Source organism: Parageobacillus galactosidasius (assembly GCF_002217735.1).
Classification (GTDB): Bacteria; Bacillota; Bacilli; order Bacillales; family Anoxybacillaceae; genus Parageobacillus_B; species Parageobacillus_B toebii.
On sequence record NZ_NDYL01000001.1, the window covers coordinates 768,601 to 783,509 of the forward strand.

At 45.4% G+C, this 14,909-nt stretch carries 10 protein-coding genes and 2 pseudogenes; 6 read left to right on the top strand and 6 right to left on the bottom strand.

What is annotated here, in order from left to right:
• Positions 1-27: 27 nt before the first annotated feature.
• From B9L23_RS04115 to B9L23_RS04130, 4 genes and pseudogenes are all read left to right on the top strand, one after another.
• The gene (locus B9L23_RS04115; RefSeq protein WP_089096922.1) at positions 28-702 is read left to right on the top strand and encodes a GNAT family N-acetyltransferase; all 675 of its coding nucleotides are present in this window, start codon (positions 28-30) and stop codon (positions 700-702) included.
• Positions 703-719: 17 nt separating this feature from the next.
• Positions 720-1,391, top strand: a complete 672-nt coding sequence (locus tag B9L23_RS04120; protein WP_089096923.1) for a GNAT family acetyltransferase — start codon at positions 720-722, stop codon at positions 1,389-1,391.
• A gap of 182 nt (positions 1,392-1,573) precedes the next feature.
• Positions 1,574-2,157, top strand: a pseudogene (locus B9L23_RS04125) (spermine/spermidine synthase domain-containing protein).
• Positions 2,158-2,441: 284 nt separating this feature from the next.
• Positions 2,442-3,491 (top strand): bis-aminopropyl spermidine synthase family protein, encoded by a 1,050-nt coding sequence (locus tag B9L23_RS04130; protein WP_089096924.1) that lies wholly within the window; start codon positions 2,442-2,444, stop codon positions 3,489-3,491.
• 838 nt (positions 3,492-4,329) lie between these two features.
• On the opposite strand, the gene hxlB is transcribed toward B9L23_RS04130, so the two are convergent.
• Positions 4,330-4,887, bottom strand: a complete 558-nt coding sequence (gene hxlB / locus B9L23_RS04135) for a 6-phospho-3-hexuloisomerase (protein WP_089096925.1) — start codon at positions 4,885-4,887, stop codon at positions 4,330-4,332.
• Positions 4,888-4,891: 4 nt separating this feature from the next.
• The gene (gene hxlA / locus B9L23_RS04140; protein ID WP_062753831.1) at positions 4,892-5,527 is read right to left on the bottom strand and encodes a 3-hexulose-6-phosphate synthase; all 636 of its coding nucleotides are present in this window, start codon (positions 5,525-5,527) and stop codon (positions 4,892-4,894) included.
• A gap of 282 nt (positions 5,528-5,809) precedes the next feature.
• On the opposite strand from hxlA, the pseudogene B9L23_RS20870 reads away from it, so the two are divergent.
• Both B9L23_RS20870 and lhgO read left to right on the top strand, forming a co-directional pair.
• A pseudogene (locus B9L23_RS20870) lies at positions 5,810-5,932 on the top strand (LacI family transcriptional regulator); the annotation flags it as partial.
• 220 nt (positions 5,933-6,152) lie between these two features.
• Entirely contained in the window at positions 6,153-7,352 is a 1,200-nt protein-coding gene (gene lhgO / locus B9L23_RS04145) for an L-2-hydroxyglutarate oxidase (RefSeq protein ID WP_089096926.1), read from the top strand.
• Positions 7,353-7,398: 46 nt separating this feature from the next.
• Here lhgO and adhP read toward each other — a convergent pair whose 3' ends face one another.
• The 4 genes from adhP to B9L23_RS04165 all read right to left on the bottom strand — a co-directional run bounded on the left by adhP (position 7,399) and on the right by B9L23_RS04165 (position 14,863).
• Positions 7,399-8,412: an alcohol dehydrogenase AdhP gene (adhP, locus tag B9L23_RS04150; protein WP_081189462.1), complete on the bottom strand. Its 1,014-nt coding sequence runs from the start codon at positions 8,410-8,412 to the stop codon at positions 7,399-7,401.
• Positions 8,413-8,617: 205 nt separating this feature from the next.
• On the bottom strand, positions 8,618-9,481 hold the full coding sequence (locus B9L23_RS04155) for an SDR family oxidoreductase (RefSeq protein WP_062753825.1): 864 nt from the start codon (positions 9,479-9,481) through the stop codon (positions 8,618-8,620).
• 128 nt (positions 9,482-9,609) lie between these two features.
• The gene (metH, locus tag B9L23_RS04160) at positions 9,610-13,020 is read right to left on the bottom strand and encodes a methionine synthase (RefSeq protein WP_089096927.1); all 3,411 of its coding nucleotides are present in this window, start codon (positions 13,018-13,020) and stop codon (positions 9,610-9,612) included.
• A complete protein-coding gene (locus tag B9L23_RS04165; protein WP_081189465.1) occupies positions 13,013-14,863 on the bottom strand; it encodes a bifunctional homocysteine S-methyltransferase/methylenetetrahydrofolate reductase in 1,851 nt (616 codons plus the stop codon). Before B9L23_RS04165 ends, metH begins: the two co-directional genes overlap by 8 nt.
• Positions 14,864-14,909: the final 46 nt, after the last annotated feature.

Below are 14,909 nucleotides of genomic sequence, written 5' to 3' on the forward strand. Positions count from 1 at the left end.
CTAGCTGCTCTATAAGGAGGGTGAAGAATGTATCGAAAGGAGTTTTACGTCTTTGACCAAGATCGTCCTGTTCCAGCGGTAATCCGAAATTATGAAGAAAAGGACTTCCCTGGCTTAATCCGCATTCAACAGGAAAGTTTTCCTCCACCATTCCCGTCTGAATTATGGTGGAATACGGAACAGCTGAAAAACCATGTAACACTATTTCCAGAGGGTGCCTTATGTGTTGAGGTGAATGGCGAAATTGTGGGATCGATGACGGGACTTATTGTTGACTTTGATCCCAGCCATCCGGACCATACATGGGAAGAGATCACGGATAATGGATATATCCGTAACCATAATCCAAACGGGAATACACTCTATGTTGTTGATATTGGCGTGCGTCCTGCCTATCGCAAATTAGGGCTGGGAAAATGGCTGATGTTATCCATGTATGAAGTAGTTGTTCATTTGGGATTAGAACGGCTGTTAGGTGGAGGGAGAATGCCCGGCTATCATAAAAAAGCTCATAAGATGACAGCGGAACAATATCTCGAAGCTGTAGTAAAAGGAGAATTGAAGGATCCTGTTATTACCTTTCTGCTTCGCTGTGGCCGTACACCTGTTAAAGTGGTGGCAAACTATTTAGAGGATGAAGAATCGTGCAATTATGCTGCACTGATGGAATGGAAAAATCCTTTTTATAGATCCAAATTTTAACAAGGAGAATGATGAAGATGGAATATCTCAGAATTACGAGTATTGAAGACCCTTTGTTTAAAAAAATGCACCAATTGATGCAAAATGTATTTCCTCCTGAAGAAGTATTAGCATTCGATTTGTGGAAAGAGCCTCTGGAAGATCCGGGAATTCGTGTGTGTGTTGCTGTTTACGAAGGAGAGGTAGTAGGTGCGACAGAGTACCGCTATTATGAAGATTTAAATGTCGCGATGACAGATTTCACCATTATCGGCCAAGCAGGACTAGGGATTGGTCGATTTTTAGCCAAAAAGCGGTTAGAGGATTTGAACAACTGGGCCGCAGCAAACGGAAAGCAGTTATATGGCATGTTCGCTGAAATTTATGATCCTTATCGGGTAGAGCATTATGAATTTGGCGGGATTAAGCCGATGGATCCATATGTTCGTCGTGAGGTATTATCGCATTTGGGATATAAGCGGCTTGACTTCCCTTATGTCCATCCATCTTGGAACAATGATGGAGAAGCCGTAACCGGTCTCGATCTTTGTTTTCTTCCGATGGACGATAGCGTGAATGAACTTCCAGCGGATCTTGTTGTGAAGTTTTTGAAACGTTATTATTCTGTCTTATCGAACAAGCCAAGGGCTTGGTATGAAATGATTGAAAATCTGGAAGCGAAAGATACCGTAACGCTATTACCGATTTAAATCCTATAGAAACGTAATACTTATGAAACCTAAAAAAATTCTTCCAGATTTAGCGGCATCCTTTATCGTTTCCCTATCGAAAGAAGCAAGAATGCTATTCGGTACATGAAAGATGAAGGATGCTTTATCTTAAATAACGCATCAAAATTCGAATAAAGGAGAGAGGACTTTTACAGATGGAGATGGAACTCTGGTATACAGAAAAACAAACTCCCGATCATGGAATCACAACCAAGATTCGTTGCACTTTACACCATGAAAAAACGAAATTTCAAACCTTTGATGTAATTGAAACAGTCCAATTTGGCAACATGCTTGTTTTAGATGGCATGGTAATGACTACCGATGGCGATGAGTTTGTATACCATGAAATGATTACCCATGTGGCGATGAATACCCATCCTAATCCGGAACATGTGCTTGTCGTTGGCGGTGGAGATGGAGGGGCCATCCGCGAAATTTTGAAACATTCTTCGGTAAAAACAGCTACTTTGGCAGAGATTGACGGCAAAGTGATAGAAGCTTCCAAAACCTATTTCCCTAAAATCGCAGGTGCTTTAGAGGATCCACGCGTCAAAATAGAGGTAACCGACGGAATAAAACATGTTGAAGATTTACGATCGGTTCGAAAAAGTATGATCCAATGAAAGTGGATGAGACGAAGCTCAATCCAATCAATACCCGCTATTATCATCCGAGAATGCACAAAGCCCTTTTCCAGCTACCCGTGTTCGTGCAAGAGTTAATCACAGGGGAGGGAAAATGAGCGCGCTTTGATGAGGCATACCTGGGAAATGTGTTTATCAGCGTTGGCAACGACTTAGAGCGGGTGCAAGCCGTTTTTCTGAATGGAAATCGTGATGGTCACGAAGAAAACGAAGACATGTAGCCGGATGCTCGTTAGACCCATATTAAGAAGCAACTGACAAACGTTCCAAAAAACGTTTGAACCGCCGCTACGTATGTTTTCTCGTCGCTTCCTTCGCTGAAAACGAAGGGATGACGGGGCGGAATGGTCTTTACTCTCTTAGAGCGAAAGGAGTGGTACCTATGTCAAAAAACAGTATTGCTGCGGAAACTCGTCGGATCGACGCGCTTCTGCTTCGTGCACTCTACTTCGGTCCCAAATCCTACTGGGAGCTGATGCGGGCAGGGAAAGCCCAGACCCACCAGGTGCTGAAGTCACTGCAGTCGCTCCTGGAGGGAGAGATGGTGGTCTACGACGGTGATCACTTCGTGATTACCGAGGCGGGGCGTCGAAAGGTGGAAACTCTGAGCCTAGAACGGGTGGCCGAACAACGCTGTGAGGCTTGCGCGGGGCGCGGTATCGTTCTGCGACCGCTTTTCGATCGCGTCCTTGCAGATTTCCAGGATATCGTGGCCATGCGGCCCAAGGCGACGCCCGACTTTGACCAAGGGTACGTGACGCCTGAGACCACCATGCGACGACTGGCCCTGATGGCCCAGCAAGGCGATTTGGTGGGCCGCGATATTCTGCTACTGGGCGACGACGACCTCACGAGCATTGCGGCCGCGCTCTCAGGGTTGCCGCGGCGCATCTACGTCCTGGATGTGGACGAACGCATAATCCGCTTCATCCGTGACGTGGCCCGGGACCGTGGTTGGGACCACGTCCACGCCGAGGTCTACGACGTACAGGATGGGCTGCCGTCTCACCTCCGTGGCCAGTTTGATGTGTTCTTCACGGACCCGGTCGACACCGTCAAGGGCCTCCTGCTCTTCCTGAGCCGCTGCACAGAGGGGCTGCGTGGGCCCGGTGCCGCGGGCTACTTTGGTCTCTCTTACCTGGAGGCCTCTTGGCGGAAGTGGCGGCAGATCCAGCAGGGCATTCTCGACATGGGCTTTGCCATCACTGACATGCTGGGTGCCTTCCAGGACTACCTGTTGGAGGACATTGTAGCCCTAGACTGGGCGCGCATGGCACCGGTGCCGGTTAAGGAACCCGATATCCCCTTCTACGTCAGCACCGTCTACCGCCTGGAGCTGGTCGAGGAGCCTCAGCCCCTCTTTTTCGGCCGGGTGGAGCTTGGGCAGGACCTCTACTACGACGAAGAGTTCTGCGCCCCCCTGCAAGAATAGCCCCCAAAGGCTACGCGCCCCCGGTAGCGGGTGTTCCCGCCGCCGGGGGCGCTTGCGTTCGGGCGCCGTTTCTCGACACCCACAACGAGGAGCTGCGTTCTTCAAGGTTAATGAATGAACCTTATCACAGGCTTTTACTGATGTATTATAGCAGGCAACAGACTTTTTAAAGTACTTGGATGAAAGGTTAATCTCCGCTGACTATTTGGGAGAGAGATCCTAGAAGTTATTCCCAGGACGAGCTCCTTCTTTTTACAGGTGAGTTCGTACTTGATGTTGTACAATGTCCCTTAGTTTCTGCGTATACGTTGTAGGTTATTGTTAACAACATAATATGTTTTACTATCCTTATTCCCAAAAGTATTACTTCAAGGATAAGATGTTTATGGATACAACTTTACACATGAAGATATGATCATCTCCATTCTAAACCTTTCTCGTTGTGTTATTCCATAGCTACTTAAAGGAGTGATCATCGATTTTGAAAAAGTTCTGACAAAAGATCACTCCAACTATAACCGATTTTATTACCTCCTTTAGGAATGCGGTGATAATCGAGGTACCGCTGATGGAGGGAGAGCGATCTCATGTATACGCAGAGAATGTAATGGTCAAACTGTTGGAGATGGTTGATACTATATGATCACACCGATTGGCATCAGCATGAATCCAATCTTTCGATCAAAAATCGGCTCATAAAAAAGACCGCAAAGCGTTTCTTAAGGAAAGCTCTGCGGTCTTTTTTCCTTTCCCCCGTGTTTTTAAGTTGAAAATTCAGTTTGAATAGTTTTAAGATTTTGAGTGGTTTAAGATTCTCTGAGCAAAAGTCCCTTATACTCTATTCAAGATTGGCATGTCTTTTAAACATGGTATTGGAGTCAAGTCCTTTTTTCTCCATGCATCTTAATATGATAGCATCATAGAATAGTAATAGGGTTTGCTCAAATAGTGATCCCATTGGCTGTATGGTTTTGTATCCATTGTCTGATTGGTCTTTAGGTGAGCCAGGTAATTTGACAATGATATCAGCTAATTGTCCAATGGTCGATTCAGGGAAAATGGTCACTAAGGCTATTGTTGCACCTAAGTTTTTTGCTTTTTCAGCCATGGAAACTAAACTTCTCGTTTCCCCTGAACCCGATCCGATGATCAAAATGTCATCTTGTTCTAGGTTAGGGGTTATGGTTTCGCCTACTACATAGGCGTCTAACCCCATATGCATCATTCGCATCGCAAAAGATTTGGACATAAATCCAGATCTGCCTGCGCCAGCTACAAAAATTTTCTTTGATTCGAGAATCCCATTTACCAATTTTTCAGCTTCTTCATCAGCAATGAAATCGGCTGTCCGATTTAACTCTTTTATGATTTCACCCAAATATTGCGTAGTCTTCATAATTTCATTCACCTTGTTGGATCATTTTTTTCATTTCAGCGGCTACAGCTCGTTTATCTTCTTGACCAGTAATGCCGCCACCTACAATGATAAGATCAGGTTTTGCTTTAATGACTTCAGGCAATGTGTTTAATTTGATGCCGCCTGCGATCGCAGTTTTTGCGTTTTTCACGACACGTTTGATTGTTGCAAGGTCTTCAAGAGAGTTTTTTCCGACTGCCTGAAGATCATAACCTGTGTGTACACAAATATAGTCGACTCCAAACTCATCTACTTCTTTCGCTCGTTCTTCCAAATTCTTCACTCCGATCATGTCCACCAAGATTTTTTTGCCTTGTTTTTTAGCTTCTTCCACGGCACCTTTGATGGACAAATCTTCTGCAACTCCAAGTATAGTGATAATGTCAGCACCAGCTTCGGATGCTTTCATGACTTCATATGCGGCTGCATCCATGATTTTTAAGTCTGCCAATACTTTTAAATGAGGGAATTCTTGTTTGATTTCCTTTACGGCTCTAAGACCTTCATTAATAATAACTGGAGTGCCGATTTCTACAATATCAACATACTCCTCGACTTCTTTTACCAGCTTTTTCGCTTCTGGAATGTTTACGAGATCCAATGCTAATTGTAATTCCATGAATTCTTCACCTCTCATAAAAGTTTATTGTTGGTCGTATAAGTAGTAGTATTTTTTGTGTTTTTATCTCTTACACACTGATGAGTATACTATGTATGATTTATCTTTAAAAGTACGCACTTTATTTTTACATAGTGTTAAAAAATATACTATTGGTTATTATTTATACTATTTTACTTTTTCGTGTAACTCTGAAAGAAGAGTCTCCCGTTTCGAAACAAAATGAAAGCGAGAGAGGAATGTCGGTGAGGCCGATTTTACTTGAGGTTTTGGTGTAACATAATCGGTTATGAAGCAACAAAAAGTTTAATCGAAAAAATCGTCAACCCGAACGAACCGGTAAAACGCATCATAATTCCGCATCGGATTGTGAAGCGGTTTTCGTGTGATTATTATCGAAAATGAAAAATTAGTCTCCAATCGCTAAAAAGTGATTGGAGACTAATTTTTTATGTGGCGAATTTACGATATGGATGCATCATGAGTATGGATTTTTTTATTTTCTGAATATTTTATTCGATTTTTTGCTTATCTTATTATAAATTTTATTTTAGGATAGGAAACCATATTCATTCGCTAGACTCAATAAATGAAGTTGCAATATATGGAAGGGTGTGAGCTGTTGATGTACGATTATGTTATTATCGGCGGAGGAATTGTCGGACTTGCCGTTGGGATGGCTATATTAAATTGGAAACCAAATGCGACAATTGCTGTTTTGGAAAAGGAAAAGAGCGTTGCCGCCCATCAAACAGGGCATAACAGTGGTGTGATTCATTCCGGCATTTATTACCGGCCAGGAAGCTATAAAGCGAAATTAGCGAAAAAAGGCAATGAAGTAATGTATCGTTTTTGCCGCGAACATGGAATAGACGCAGAAATGTGCGGTAAGGTTATTGTCGCAAATAAGGAAGAAGAACTCGTTCTTCTAGAAAATTTATATAAAAGAGGGATTGAAAACGGTCTTTCTATACGGATGATCGAAGAGCGCGAGTTGCATGAATTGGAGCCATATGTAAACGGAATAAAAGCGATACATGTTCCGGCAACGGGGATTGTAAACTTCAAAAAAGTAGCGGAGAAAATGGCGGAAATCATTCAAGAGAAGGGAGGGCAAATTCTCCTCGATCATAAGGTGGAATCGATTACGGAAAAAAACGATGAAGCGGTCATCGATACAAACCAACATACGATCAAAACGTCTTTTTACATTAATTGCGCCGGGCTTTATTCCGACCGCATAGCAAAACTTGCCAACATGCAAACGGATTTAAGGATTGTCCCGTTTAGAGGGGAGTATTATCAATTAAAGCCGGAGAAAAGATATTTGGTAAAAAACTTAATTTATCCAGTGCCAAATCCGAATTTCCCATTTTTAGGAGTCCATTTTACGAGAATGATAGATGGAACGGTCGATGTAGGCCCTAATGCCGTTTTAAGTTTTAAACGGGAAGGATACTTAAAAACGGACTTCAGTTTCAAGGATACAAAAGACGTTCTGTTTTTTAAGGGATTTTGGAAGCTTGCCTCCCGCTATGCGAAAGAGGGTATCGAAGAAATGGCAAGGTCTTTTTCCAAAAAACAGTTTGTGAAAAACGTGCAACAGTTAATGCCGGATATCGAAGAGGATGATTTGCTTCCAGGTCCTTCTGGAGTGCGAGCGCAAGCATTAAAAGAAGACGGTACGCTTGTAGATGATTTTTATATTGTCCACGGCCGCCGTTCGATTCACGTCTTAAATGCCCCATCCCCTGCCGCTACCGCTTCGATTGAAATTGGAAAAGAGATTGTCCGACAGCTGGAGGAATTTTGCTTGGCGATATAAAAAGTGTCGCTGCAAGAAAAAAGACGGCAAGAACACTCTTGCCGTCTTATTCAAGCGTTAAAACTACGCGCCCGTTAATTTGTCCTTTTAGCATTCTGTCAAACACTTCGTTAATTTTTTCAAGAGGTTGTGTTTCAATAATTGTTTTCACTTTTCCTTCCGCGGCGAATTGGAGCGCTTCTTGCAAGTCTTTCCGCGTGCCGACAATAGAGCCAATAATTTTAATTCCATTTAATACCGTATCAAAAATTGGAATAGGCATTTCTTCCGGTGGCAATCCGACAAGAACGCACGCTCCTCCTCTGCGGATAGAATTGTACGCAGATTGAAAAGCAGGTTTAGATACAGCTGTTACAACTGCCGCGTGAACCCCGCCGACTTTATCTTTCATAAATTGCGCCGCATCTTCTTTAGCAGGGTTTACAACAAGATCGGCACCAAGCTCTTTTGCAAGTTCAAGTTTTTCATCACCTATATCAACAGCAACGACATTAAGCCCCATCGCCTTCGCGTATTGAACGGCAACGTGGCCGAGGCCTCCGATACCGTAAATCGCTACCCATTCTCCTGGTTTTGCCCCTGTTACTTTTAAAGCTTTATAAGTAGTAACTCCGGCGCAGAAAATTGGAGCGGCTTCTTCAAATGATAAGTTGTCAGGAATTTTGACCACATAGTCTGCCGCCGCTCTGCAGTATTCAGCATAACCTCCGTCGACTGAGTAGCCAGCGTTTTTTTGGTGCTCACATAATGTCTCTTGTCCGCTTAAACAATATTCACAATGGCCGCATGCAGAATATAACCAAGGAATTCCAACGCGGTCGCCCACTTTTAAATGGGTTACGCCTGGACCTACTTCTTCAACAATTCCTACTCCTTCATGGCCAGGGATTAAAGGAAGTTTTGGTTTTACCGGCCAATCGCCGTGAGCGGCATGCAAGTCAGTATGGCAAACACCGCATGCTTTAATGCGGACTAATACTTCTCCATATGAAATGGTTGGTTTTTCTACTTCTTTTATTTTTAATGGTTCCTTAAATTGTTCCACTACAGCAGCTTTCATAACTATTCCCTCCCATATTCTTTCGAAAAGGAAACCCTTTCGTAAATTATCATAAGAAATTCTGCTTTTTATATAAAGCTACAGTACGACAAGTTCAAAAAGCTGTCGAAAATGTTTGTCGAAAATATTAATATTTAGAAAAATTATCAACAACAATGAAATAACGTGTTATTCGCTAATAGTTTAAAGTGCGTTTTAATAATTCTTATCCATTTACAATCTTCCCGCCATTCACATGTATCATTTGCCCCGTAATATAGGATGCCTCATCGCTTGCTAAAAATACATAGCTTGGAGCCACTTCACTCGGCTGGCCCGGCCGTTTCATCGGAGTGTTGGAGCCGAAAGTGGCGACTTGATCGCTTGTGAATGTCGATGGTATAAGCGGCGTCCAAATCGGTCCTGGGGCGACGCCGTTGACGCGGATGCCTTGCCCGGCGAGAGATTTCGCCAAAGAGCGCGTAAAGGCGACGATCGCTCCTTTCGTTGCGGAATAATCAATTAATTGCTCATTGCCTTCGTAGGCGGTGATGGATGCGGTATTAATAATCGAACTTCCTTTTTGCAAGTAGGGGAGCGCCGCTTTCGTCAAATAAAAGTAGCCGAAGACGTTGGTGCGGAACGTTTTTTCCAGCTGCTGCGAGGTAATGTTAAGCAAGCTTTTTTGCGGATGCTGTTCCGCGGCGTTGTTGACGACAATGTCTAGTTTGCCAAATTGGTCCACGGTTTGTTTGACCGCTTGTTTGCAAAACTGTTCATCACCGACATCGCCGGCAATCAGTAAGCATTTTCTTCCTTCTTGTTCGACTTGGCGCTTCGTTTCTTCCGCATCTTCCTGTTCGTTTAAATAAATAATCGCTACATCCGCACCTTCTTTTGCGAAATGGATGGCGACCGCCCGGCCGATGCCGCTGTCGCCGCCGCTAATGATGGTGACTTTATTATGTAATTTCCCGCTTGCTTTGTATTGTTCACTCACGGAAACAGGCTGCGGGTTCATTTCTGTTTGCAGACCTGGCTGGCGGTCTTGGTGCTGCGGCGGCAGTGTTGCCTGTTGTTTTGTGACCATTGTCCATTCCTCCCTGTGCATCGTTTGTCATCGTTAGTATGGGATATGGGCAGGGAAATATGTAATGTTGGCAAACAATCATTGATGACTACATTGCATAAAAAAGCTGGCCACATCGGGCCAGCTTTTTATAACACATTGAAATAGCGCGCTTCTGGATGGGCAAAGACAATCGCGGAAACGGAAGCTTCCGGCTCCATCATATATCCGTCCGTTAAATGGATGCCGATTTCTTCTGGGTTCAATAGACGGAAGAGCTTTTCTTGGTCTTCCAAGTTCGGGCAAGCCGGATAGCCGAACGAGTAGCGCTGCCCTTGGTATTTCGCGGCAAAGCGCTGTTCCATCGTGAAATCCGGATCATCCGGAAAGCCCCAGCGGTCGCGCATGACTTGGTGGATGAGCTCCGCTAATCCTTCGGCGATTTCGAGCGCCAGCGCTTGAATCGCATGACTTTTTAAAAATTCGCCGCTTTCTTTCCATCGCTGCGAAAGTTCGCGAATGCCTTTTCCGGCGGTGACGGCGAAAAATCCCACATAGTCGATTTGTCCGCTTTCTGTAGATTTCAAGTAATCAGCTAAACAAAGGTATGGCTCTCTTGGCTGTCTTGGAAATTCAAACATTTCGATAATGGTCCGTTTGTCTTTTGGCGAGTAAATGTAAATCCGGTTTCCTTCACTTTGCGCCGGGAAAAATTGATATACCGCCGCTGGCGTAATCCAGTTGTTGCGCTGGGCCTCATCAAGCAGGTCATCGACGACTTGCTTTAACATAAGCGCTTTTTCATCTTTTTCCTCAAGCAGCCGTTTTACTTTTCCTTTTAACCCAAGGTGATGTCCTAATACCATTTGCCAGTTGACGTATGGAATAATATGCGAAAGCGAAATATCTTTCAATATATGGCGTTCTAAATCTGTTGGCACAAACACGGGAACGTCGGTCGAGACGTTCGACTTTGCCGCAATAGCCGTTGGTGTCGTTTTTTCTGTTTCCGTTTCTTGCTTTTTTGTTTTTGTATATTCGATTTCGTTTTGCTGCAGCTGATTTGCCAGCGCCAGTCCTTCCATGGCGTCTTTTGCGTATAATACGATTCCATCATATTCCGGAGCGATTTTGTTTTCCGTGAATTTACGCGATAATGCCGCACCGCCGACTAAAATCGGGATCGAGATGCCCGCTTGCCGCAAATCTTGCGCGGTGACGACCATTTGCTGGGCGGATTTGACAAGAAGCCCTGATAAACCGATAATATCCGGTTTTTCGGCTTGAACGGCTTCGATCAGCTTTTGCGGCGCCACTTTAATGCCTAGGTCGATGACGTGAAAGCCGTTGTTGCTTAAAATGATGTCGACCAAGTTTTTGCCGATGTCATGCACATCGCCTTTGACGGTGGCGAGAAGCACTTTTCCTTTTGTACTGTTTTCCTTTTTCTCCATATATGGTTCTAAAAAGGCGACCGCTGCTTTCATCACTTCCGCGCTTTGCAATACTTCGGCAACAATGAGTTGATTGTTATTAAACAGCCGCCCAACTTCATCCATCCCCTCCATCAGCGGTCCGTTAATGATGTCAAGCGGGTCGGAATACGTTTGCAGCGCTTGTTCCAAATCGGCGTACAATCCTTCTTTCGTGCCTTCGATGACATAGCCCGCGAGCCGCTCCTCAAGGCTAAGCTCGGTTTTTATTTTTTTTGGTTCTTTCGTTTTATCGCGGTAAAATTGGATAAACGTGTTTAACGTTTCATCGTTCGTGTTAAACAGCAGTTCTTCAGCCAACCGCACTTCTTCTTCCGAAATCGAAGCGAATCGCTCCAATTTTTCTGTATTGACGATCGCGTAATCGAGCCCGGCCTGCGTGCAATGGTACAAAAAGACGGAGTTTAAAATTTCCCGCCCAACCGGCGGAAGCCCGAATGAGACATTGCTGATGCCAAGTATTGTTAAACATTGCGGAAGCCGTTCTTTAATGAGACGGATGCCTTCGATCGTTTCCTTGGCCGCGCCAATATATTGTTCATCGCCGGTGCCGACCGGGAACACAAGCGGGTCAAAAATAATGTCATGCGGGGAAACTCCGTATTTGTTGACGAGCAAGTCATGCGAACGCAAGGCAATTTCCAGCTTCCGCTCAGCATGAATCGCCATTCCCTGTTCATCAATCGTTCCGACAACAACGGCAGCACCATATTTGTGAAGGAGAGGAATGACTTTTTCAAACCGTTCTTCGCCGTCTTCCAAATTAATCGAGTTAATGATTGCTTTCCCTTGTGAATAAGTGAGAGCACGTTCAATAACGCGTTCATCGGTTGAATCAATGACAAGCGGCACTTTTACTTTTTTTACGACTTGTTGGATAAACTTTTCCATATCTTCTTGTTCATTGCGGTCCGGGTCGGCTAAGCAAATATCGATGACGTGCGCGCCGTTTTTTACTTGCGCGCGGGCAATTTCCGCCGCTTCTTCATATTTTCCTTCAGCGATGAGCCGTTTAAATTTGCGCGAACCGATTACGTTTGTGCGCTCGCCGACAAACAGCGGACGCATTGTTTCATCGTAAATAAGCGGATCGATGCCGGAAACGGCATGAACGTCAAAAGATTTCGGAATCGGCCGCGGTGGAATGTCTCGGACCGCTTCGGCGATGGCGCGAATATGTTCCGGAGTTGTTCCGCAGCAACCGCCGACGATGTTAATCCATCCTTTTTCAGCGAATCGTTGGATTTTTTTCGCTAACATCTCCGGTGTCTCGTGATAGCAGCCTTCTTCATCCGGAAGCCCGGCGTTCGGATAGCAGCTTACAGCAGTGTTCGCCAAGGAAGCAAGCGTGCGCAAATGGTCGGTCATAAACTCGGGGCCGGTCGCGCAGTTTAATCCGACCGCGAACGGCTTCATATGCTGTACGGAGATGAAAAACGATTCAATCGTTTGTCCTGCTAATGTTGTTCCCATTGGTTCAATCGTTCCGGAAATCATAATCGGCACTTTTTTTCCGACCGCTTCAAACGCCTTGGAAATGCCGATAAAGCCGGCTTTGACGTTTAAGGTGTCTTGGCATGTTTCCAATAAAAGCAAGTCGACGCCGCCAAGCAATAGTCCTCGCGCTTGTTCTTCGTAAGCAGCAACTAATTGTTCGAACGTAATGCCTCCTGTAACGGATAGCGTTTTTGTCGTCGGTCCCATTGAACCGGCGACAAAGCGTGGCCATTCGGGAGTAGAGTAGGCGTCGGCTGCTTTGCGCGCAAGCTTGGCGGATTCGATATTTAACTCTAGCGCTAAATGGCCAAGATGATATTCATCTAATACAACGTTTGTCGCACCGAACGTGTTTGTTTCGATAATATCCGCTCCCGCCTGCAAATATGCTTCATGAATGCGCTCGATCACATGCGGAGCGGTGAGCGTCAAATATTCGTTGCATCCTTCGTATGCTTCTCCGCCGAAATCATCAGCTGAGAGCTTCGCGCTTTGAATCATCGTTCCCATTGCGCCGTCAATAATTAATATTTTTTTTTCGAGCTGTTGCTCAAGTGTGATGTTACCCATGGAGTACCTTCCTTTCTTGTGCGGCTTGTTCCTTTTCATGAATGTAGCGAACGAGTTCGACGGTCATTTCATAGCGCAAAAACGGCGTAATTAAGTAGATGCCGTTAAATAAGTCAAAAGCGGCGTCAATGAGCGATTTGGCAATTGCGATTCCTTCGCGCGCAGATTGCACTGGGTCATTCGCGCATGCCGCCATGCGAGAGCGGATTTCATCAGAAAGAGTAATTCCCGGCACTTCATGATGAAGGAAATCGGCGTTGCGCGCGCTCACTAGCGGCATAATGCCGATGTAAATCGGCGTCTCAAGATGCTTCGTCGCTTCATACACCTCTTCGATTTGCCGCTCGGAATAAAGCGGCTGGGTGATAAAATAATGGGCGCCGCATTGAATTTTTTTCTCCAGACGCTCTACAGCCTTATCTAAATGACGGACGTTCGGGTTAAAGGCCGCGGCAATCGAGAAGTTTGTTTTTTGCCCGAGCGATTTTCCGGAATACGAAAGCCCTTCGTTAAATTGGCGAATCAGCCGGATTAAATCAAAGGACGATAAATCATAGACGGATGTCGCTCCAGGAAAATCGCCGATTTTCGATGGGTCTCCGGTGATGGCGAGCACATCGGTGATGCCGAGCGTATGCAGGCCCATCAAGTGCGACTGCAAGCCGATTAAATTGCGGTCGCGGCATGTAATATGAATAAGCGGGCGGATGCCGAGCTGCTCTTTGACGATGGAGCCGAGCGCCATGTTGCTGATTCGTGGAGTTGCCAGCGAGTTATCGGCCAATGTCAACGCATCAATGTTCGCTTCTTTCAGCGCTTTGGCGCCTTCTAAAAATTTCGCGATCCCTAATTTTTTCGGCGGATCAAGCTCGACGATCACCGAGCGCCGCTTACGTACGATATCCTGCAACGGCGGGGCGGCATTTGGTTCGTTTGTTTGGATAGAAATCGGAACATGACGTTGTTTAACGACTTTTTCTGTAATCGGTGTCCGATCGGTTAAGGCGTTTGCTATCGCTTCGATATGTTTCGGCGTCGTGCCGCAGCACCCGCCAATCAGGCGCACGCCTTGTTCACGGAAGGCAAGAGCCGTTTCTTTAAAATAATCGGTGTTTGTTTCATAGATAAGCCGTCCGTCGCGATAATCCGGCAAGCTTGCGTTCGGATACGCGGAAAGAAACGCTTTTTTCGGCAGCGGCACTTCCTCGAGCGAACGAATCATATGATATGGACCGAGACGGCAATTTAGACCGATGACATCAGCTCCCAACTGCTCCAAGCGCGCCAACGCTTCAGAAAGGGGAGTGCCGTCTTGCAAGACGCCAACTTCGTGGAGGGAGACGTGCGCGATAATCGGCTTATCCGTTTCTTTGCGCGCGATTGCAAGCACCGTCTGCAATTCTTCCAAATCGTAATATGTCTCGAGCAATAAGCCATCGACGTCTTCGTTTAAAAGCACAAATAATTGCTCGCGAAACGTCCGCTTTACTTCGTCGATGGAAACGGCGCTTTTGTTGATGCTCCGTAATCCGCCGATCGTTCCAAGCACATAGGCTTTATTTCCCGCCGCCTTTTTGGCGAGCCTTACTGCCGCGCGGTTAATGGATGGCACTTCATCTTCCAATCCGTAGCGGGCAAGTTTGACATAGTTGGCGCCATATGTATTCGTTTGGATTACTTCTGCGCCCGCGGCGATATATGCTTCATGAATGTGAATGATGTCTTCCGGTTTTGATAAATTTAGTTCTTCAAAACATCGGTCGACGCCGTGCGAGTATAATAGCGTTCCCATCGCTCCATCGGCGATAAGGATGCGTTCTTTTAAGTCTTGCAAAAGCCCCACGATCATTCCCCCGTTCTATGAAGATAGTAAAAGAAAAAAGCCTTCT

What these genes read in the sequence shown, in the direction of transcription:
- B9L23_RS04115 (WP_089096922.1), top strand. Translation starts at nt 28, where the DNA reads ATGTATCGAAAGGAGTTTTACGTCTTTGACCAAGATCGTCCTGTTCCA.
- B9L23_RS04120 (WP_089096923.1), top strand. Translation starts at nt 720, where the DNA reads ATGGAATATCTCAGAATTACGAGTATTGAAGACCCTTTGTTTAAAAAA.
- B9L23_RS04130 (WP_089096924.1), top strand. Translation starts at nt 2,442, where the DNA reads ATGTCAAAAAACAGTATTGCTGCGGAAACTCGTCGGATCGACGCGCTT.
- hxlB (WP_089096925.1), bottom strand. Translation starts at nt 4,887, where the DNA reads ATGAAGACTACGCAATATTTGGGTGAAATCATAAAAGAGTTAAATCGG.
- hxlA (WP_062753831.1), bottom strand. Translation starts at nt 5,527, where the DNA reads ATGGAATTACAATTAGCATTGGATCTCGTAAACATTCCAGAAGCGAAA.
- lhgO (WP_089096926.1), top strand. Translation starts at nt 6,153, where the DNA reads ATGTACGATTATGTTATTATCGGCGGAGGAATTGTCGGACTTGCCGTT.
- adhP (WP_081189462.1), bottom strand. Translation starts at nt 8,412, where the DNA reads ATGAAAGCTGCTGTAGTGGAACAATTTAAGGAACCATTAAAAATAAAA.
- B9L23_RS04155 (WP_062753825.1), bottom strand. Translation starts at nt 9,481, where the DNA reads ATGGTCACAAAACAACAGGCAACACTGCCGCCGCAGCACCAAGACCGC.
- metH (WP_089096927.1), bottom strand. Translation starts at nt 13,020, where the DNA reads ATGGGTAACATCACACTTGAGCAACAGCTCGAAAAAAAAATATTAATT.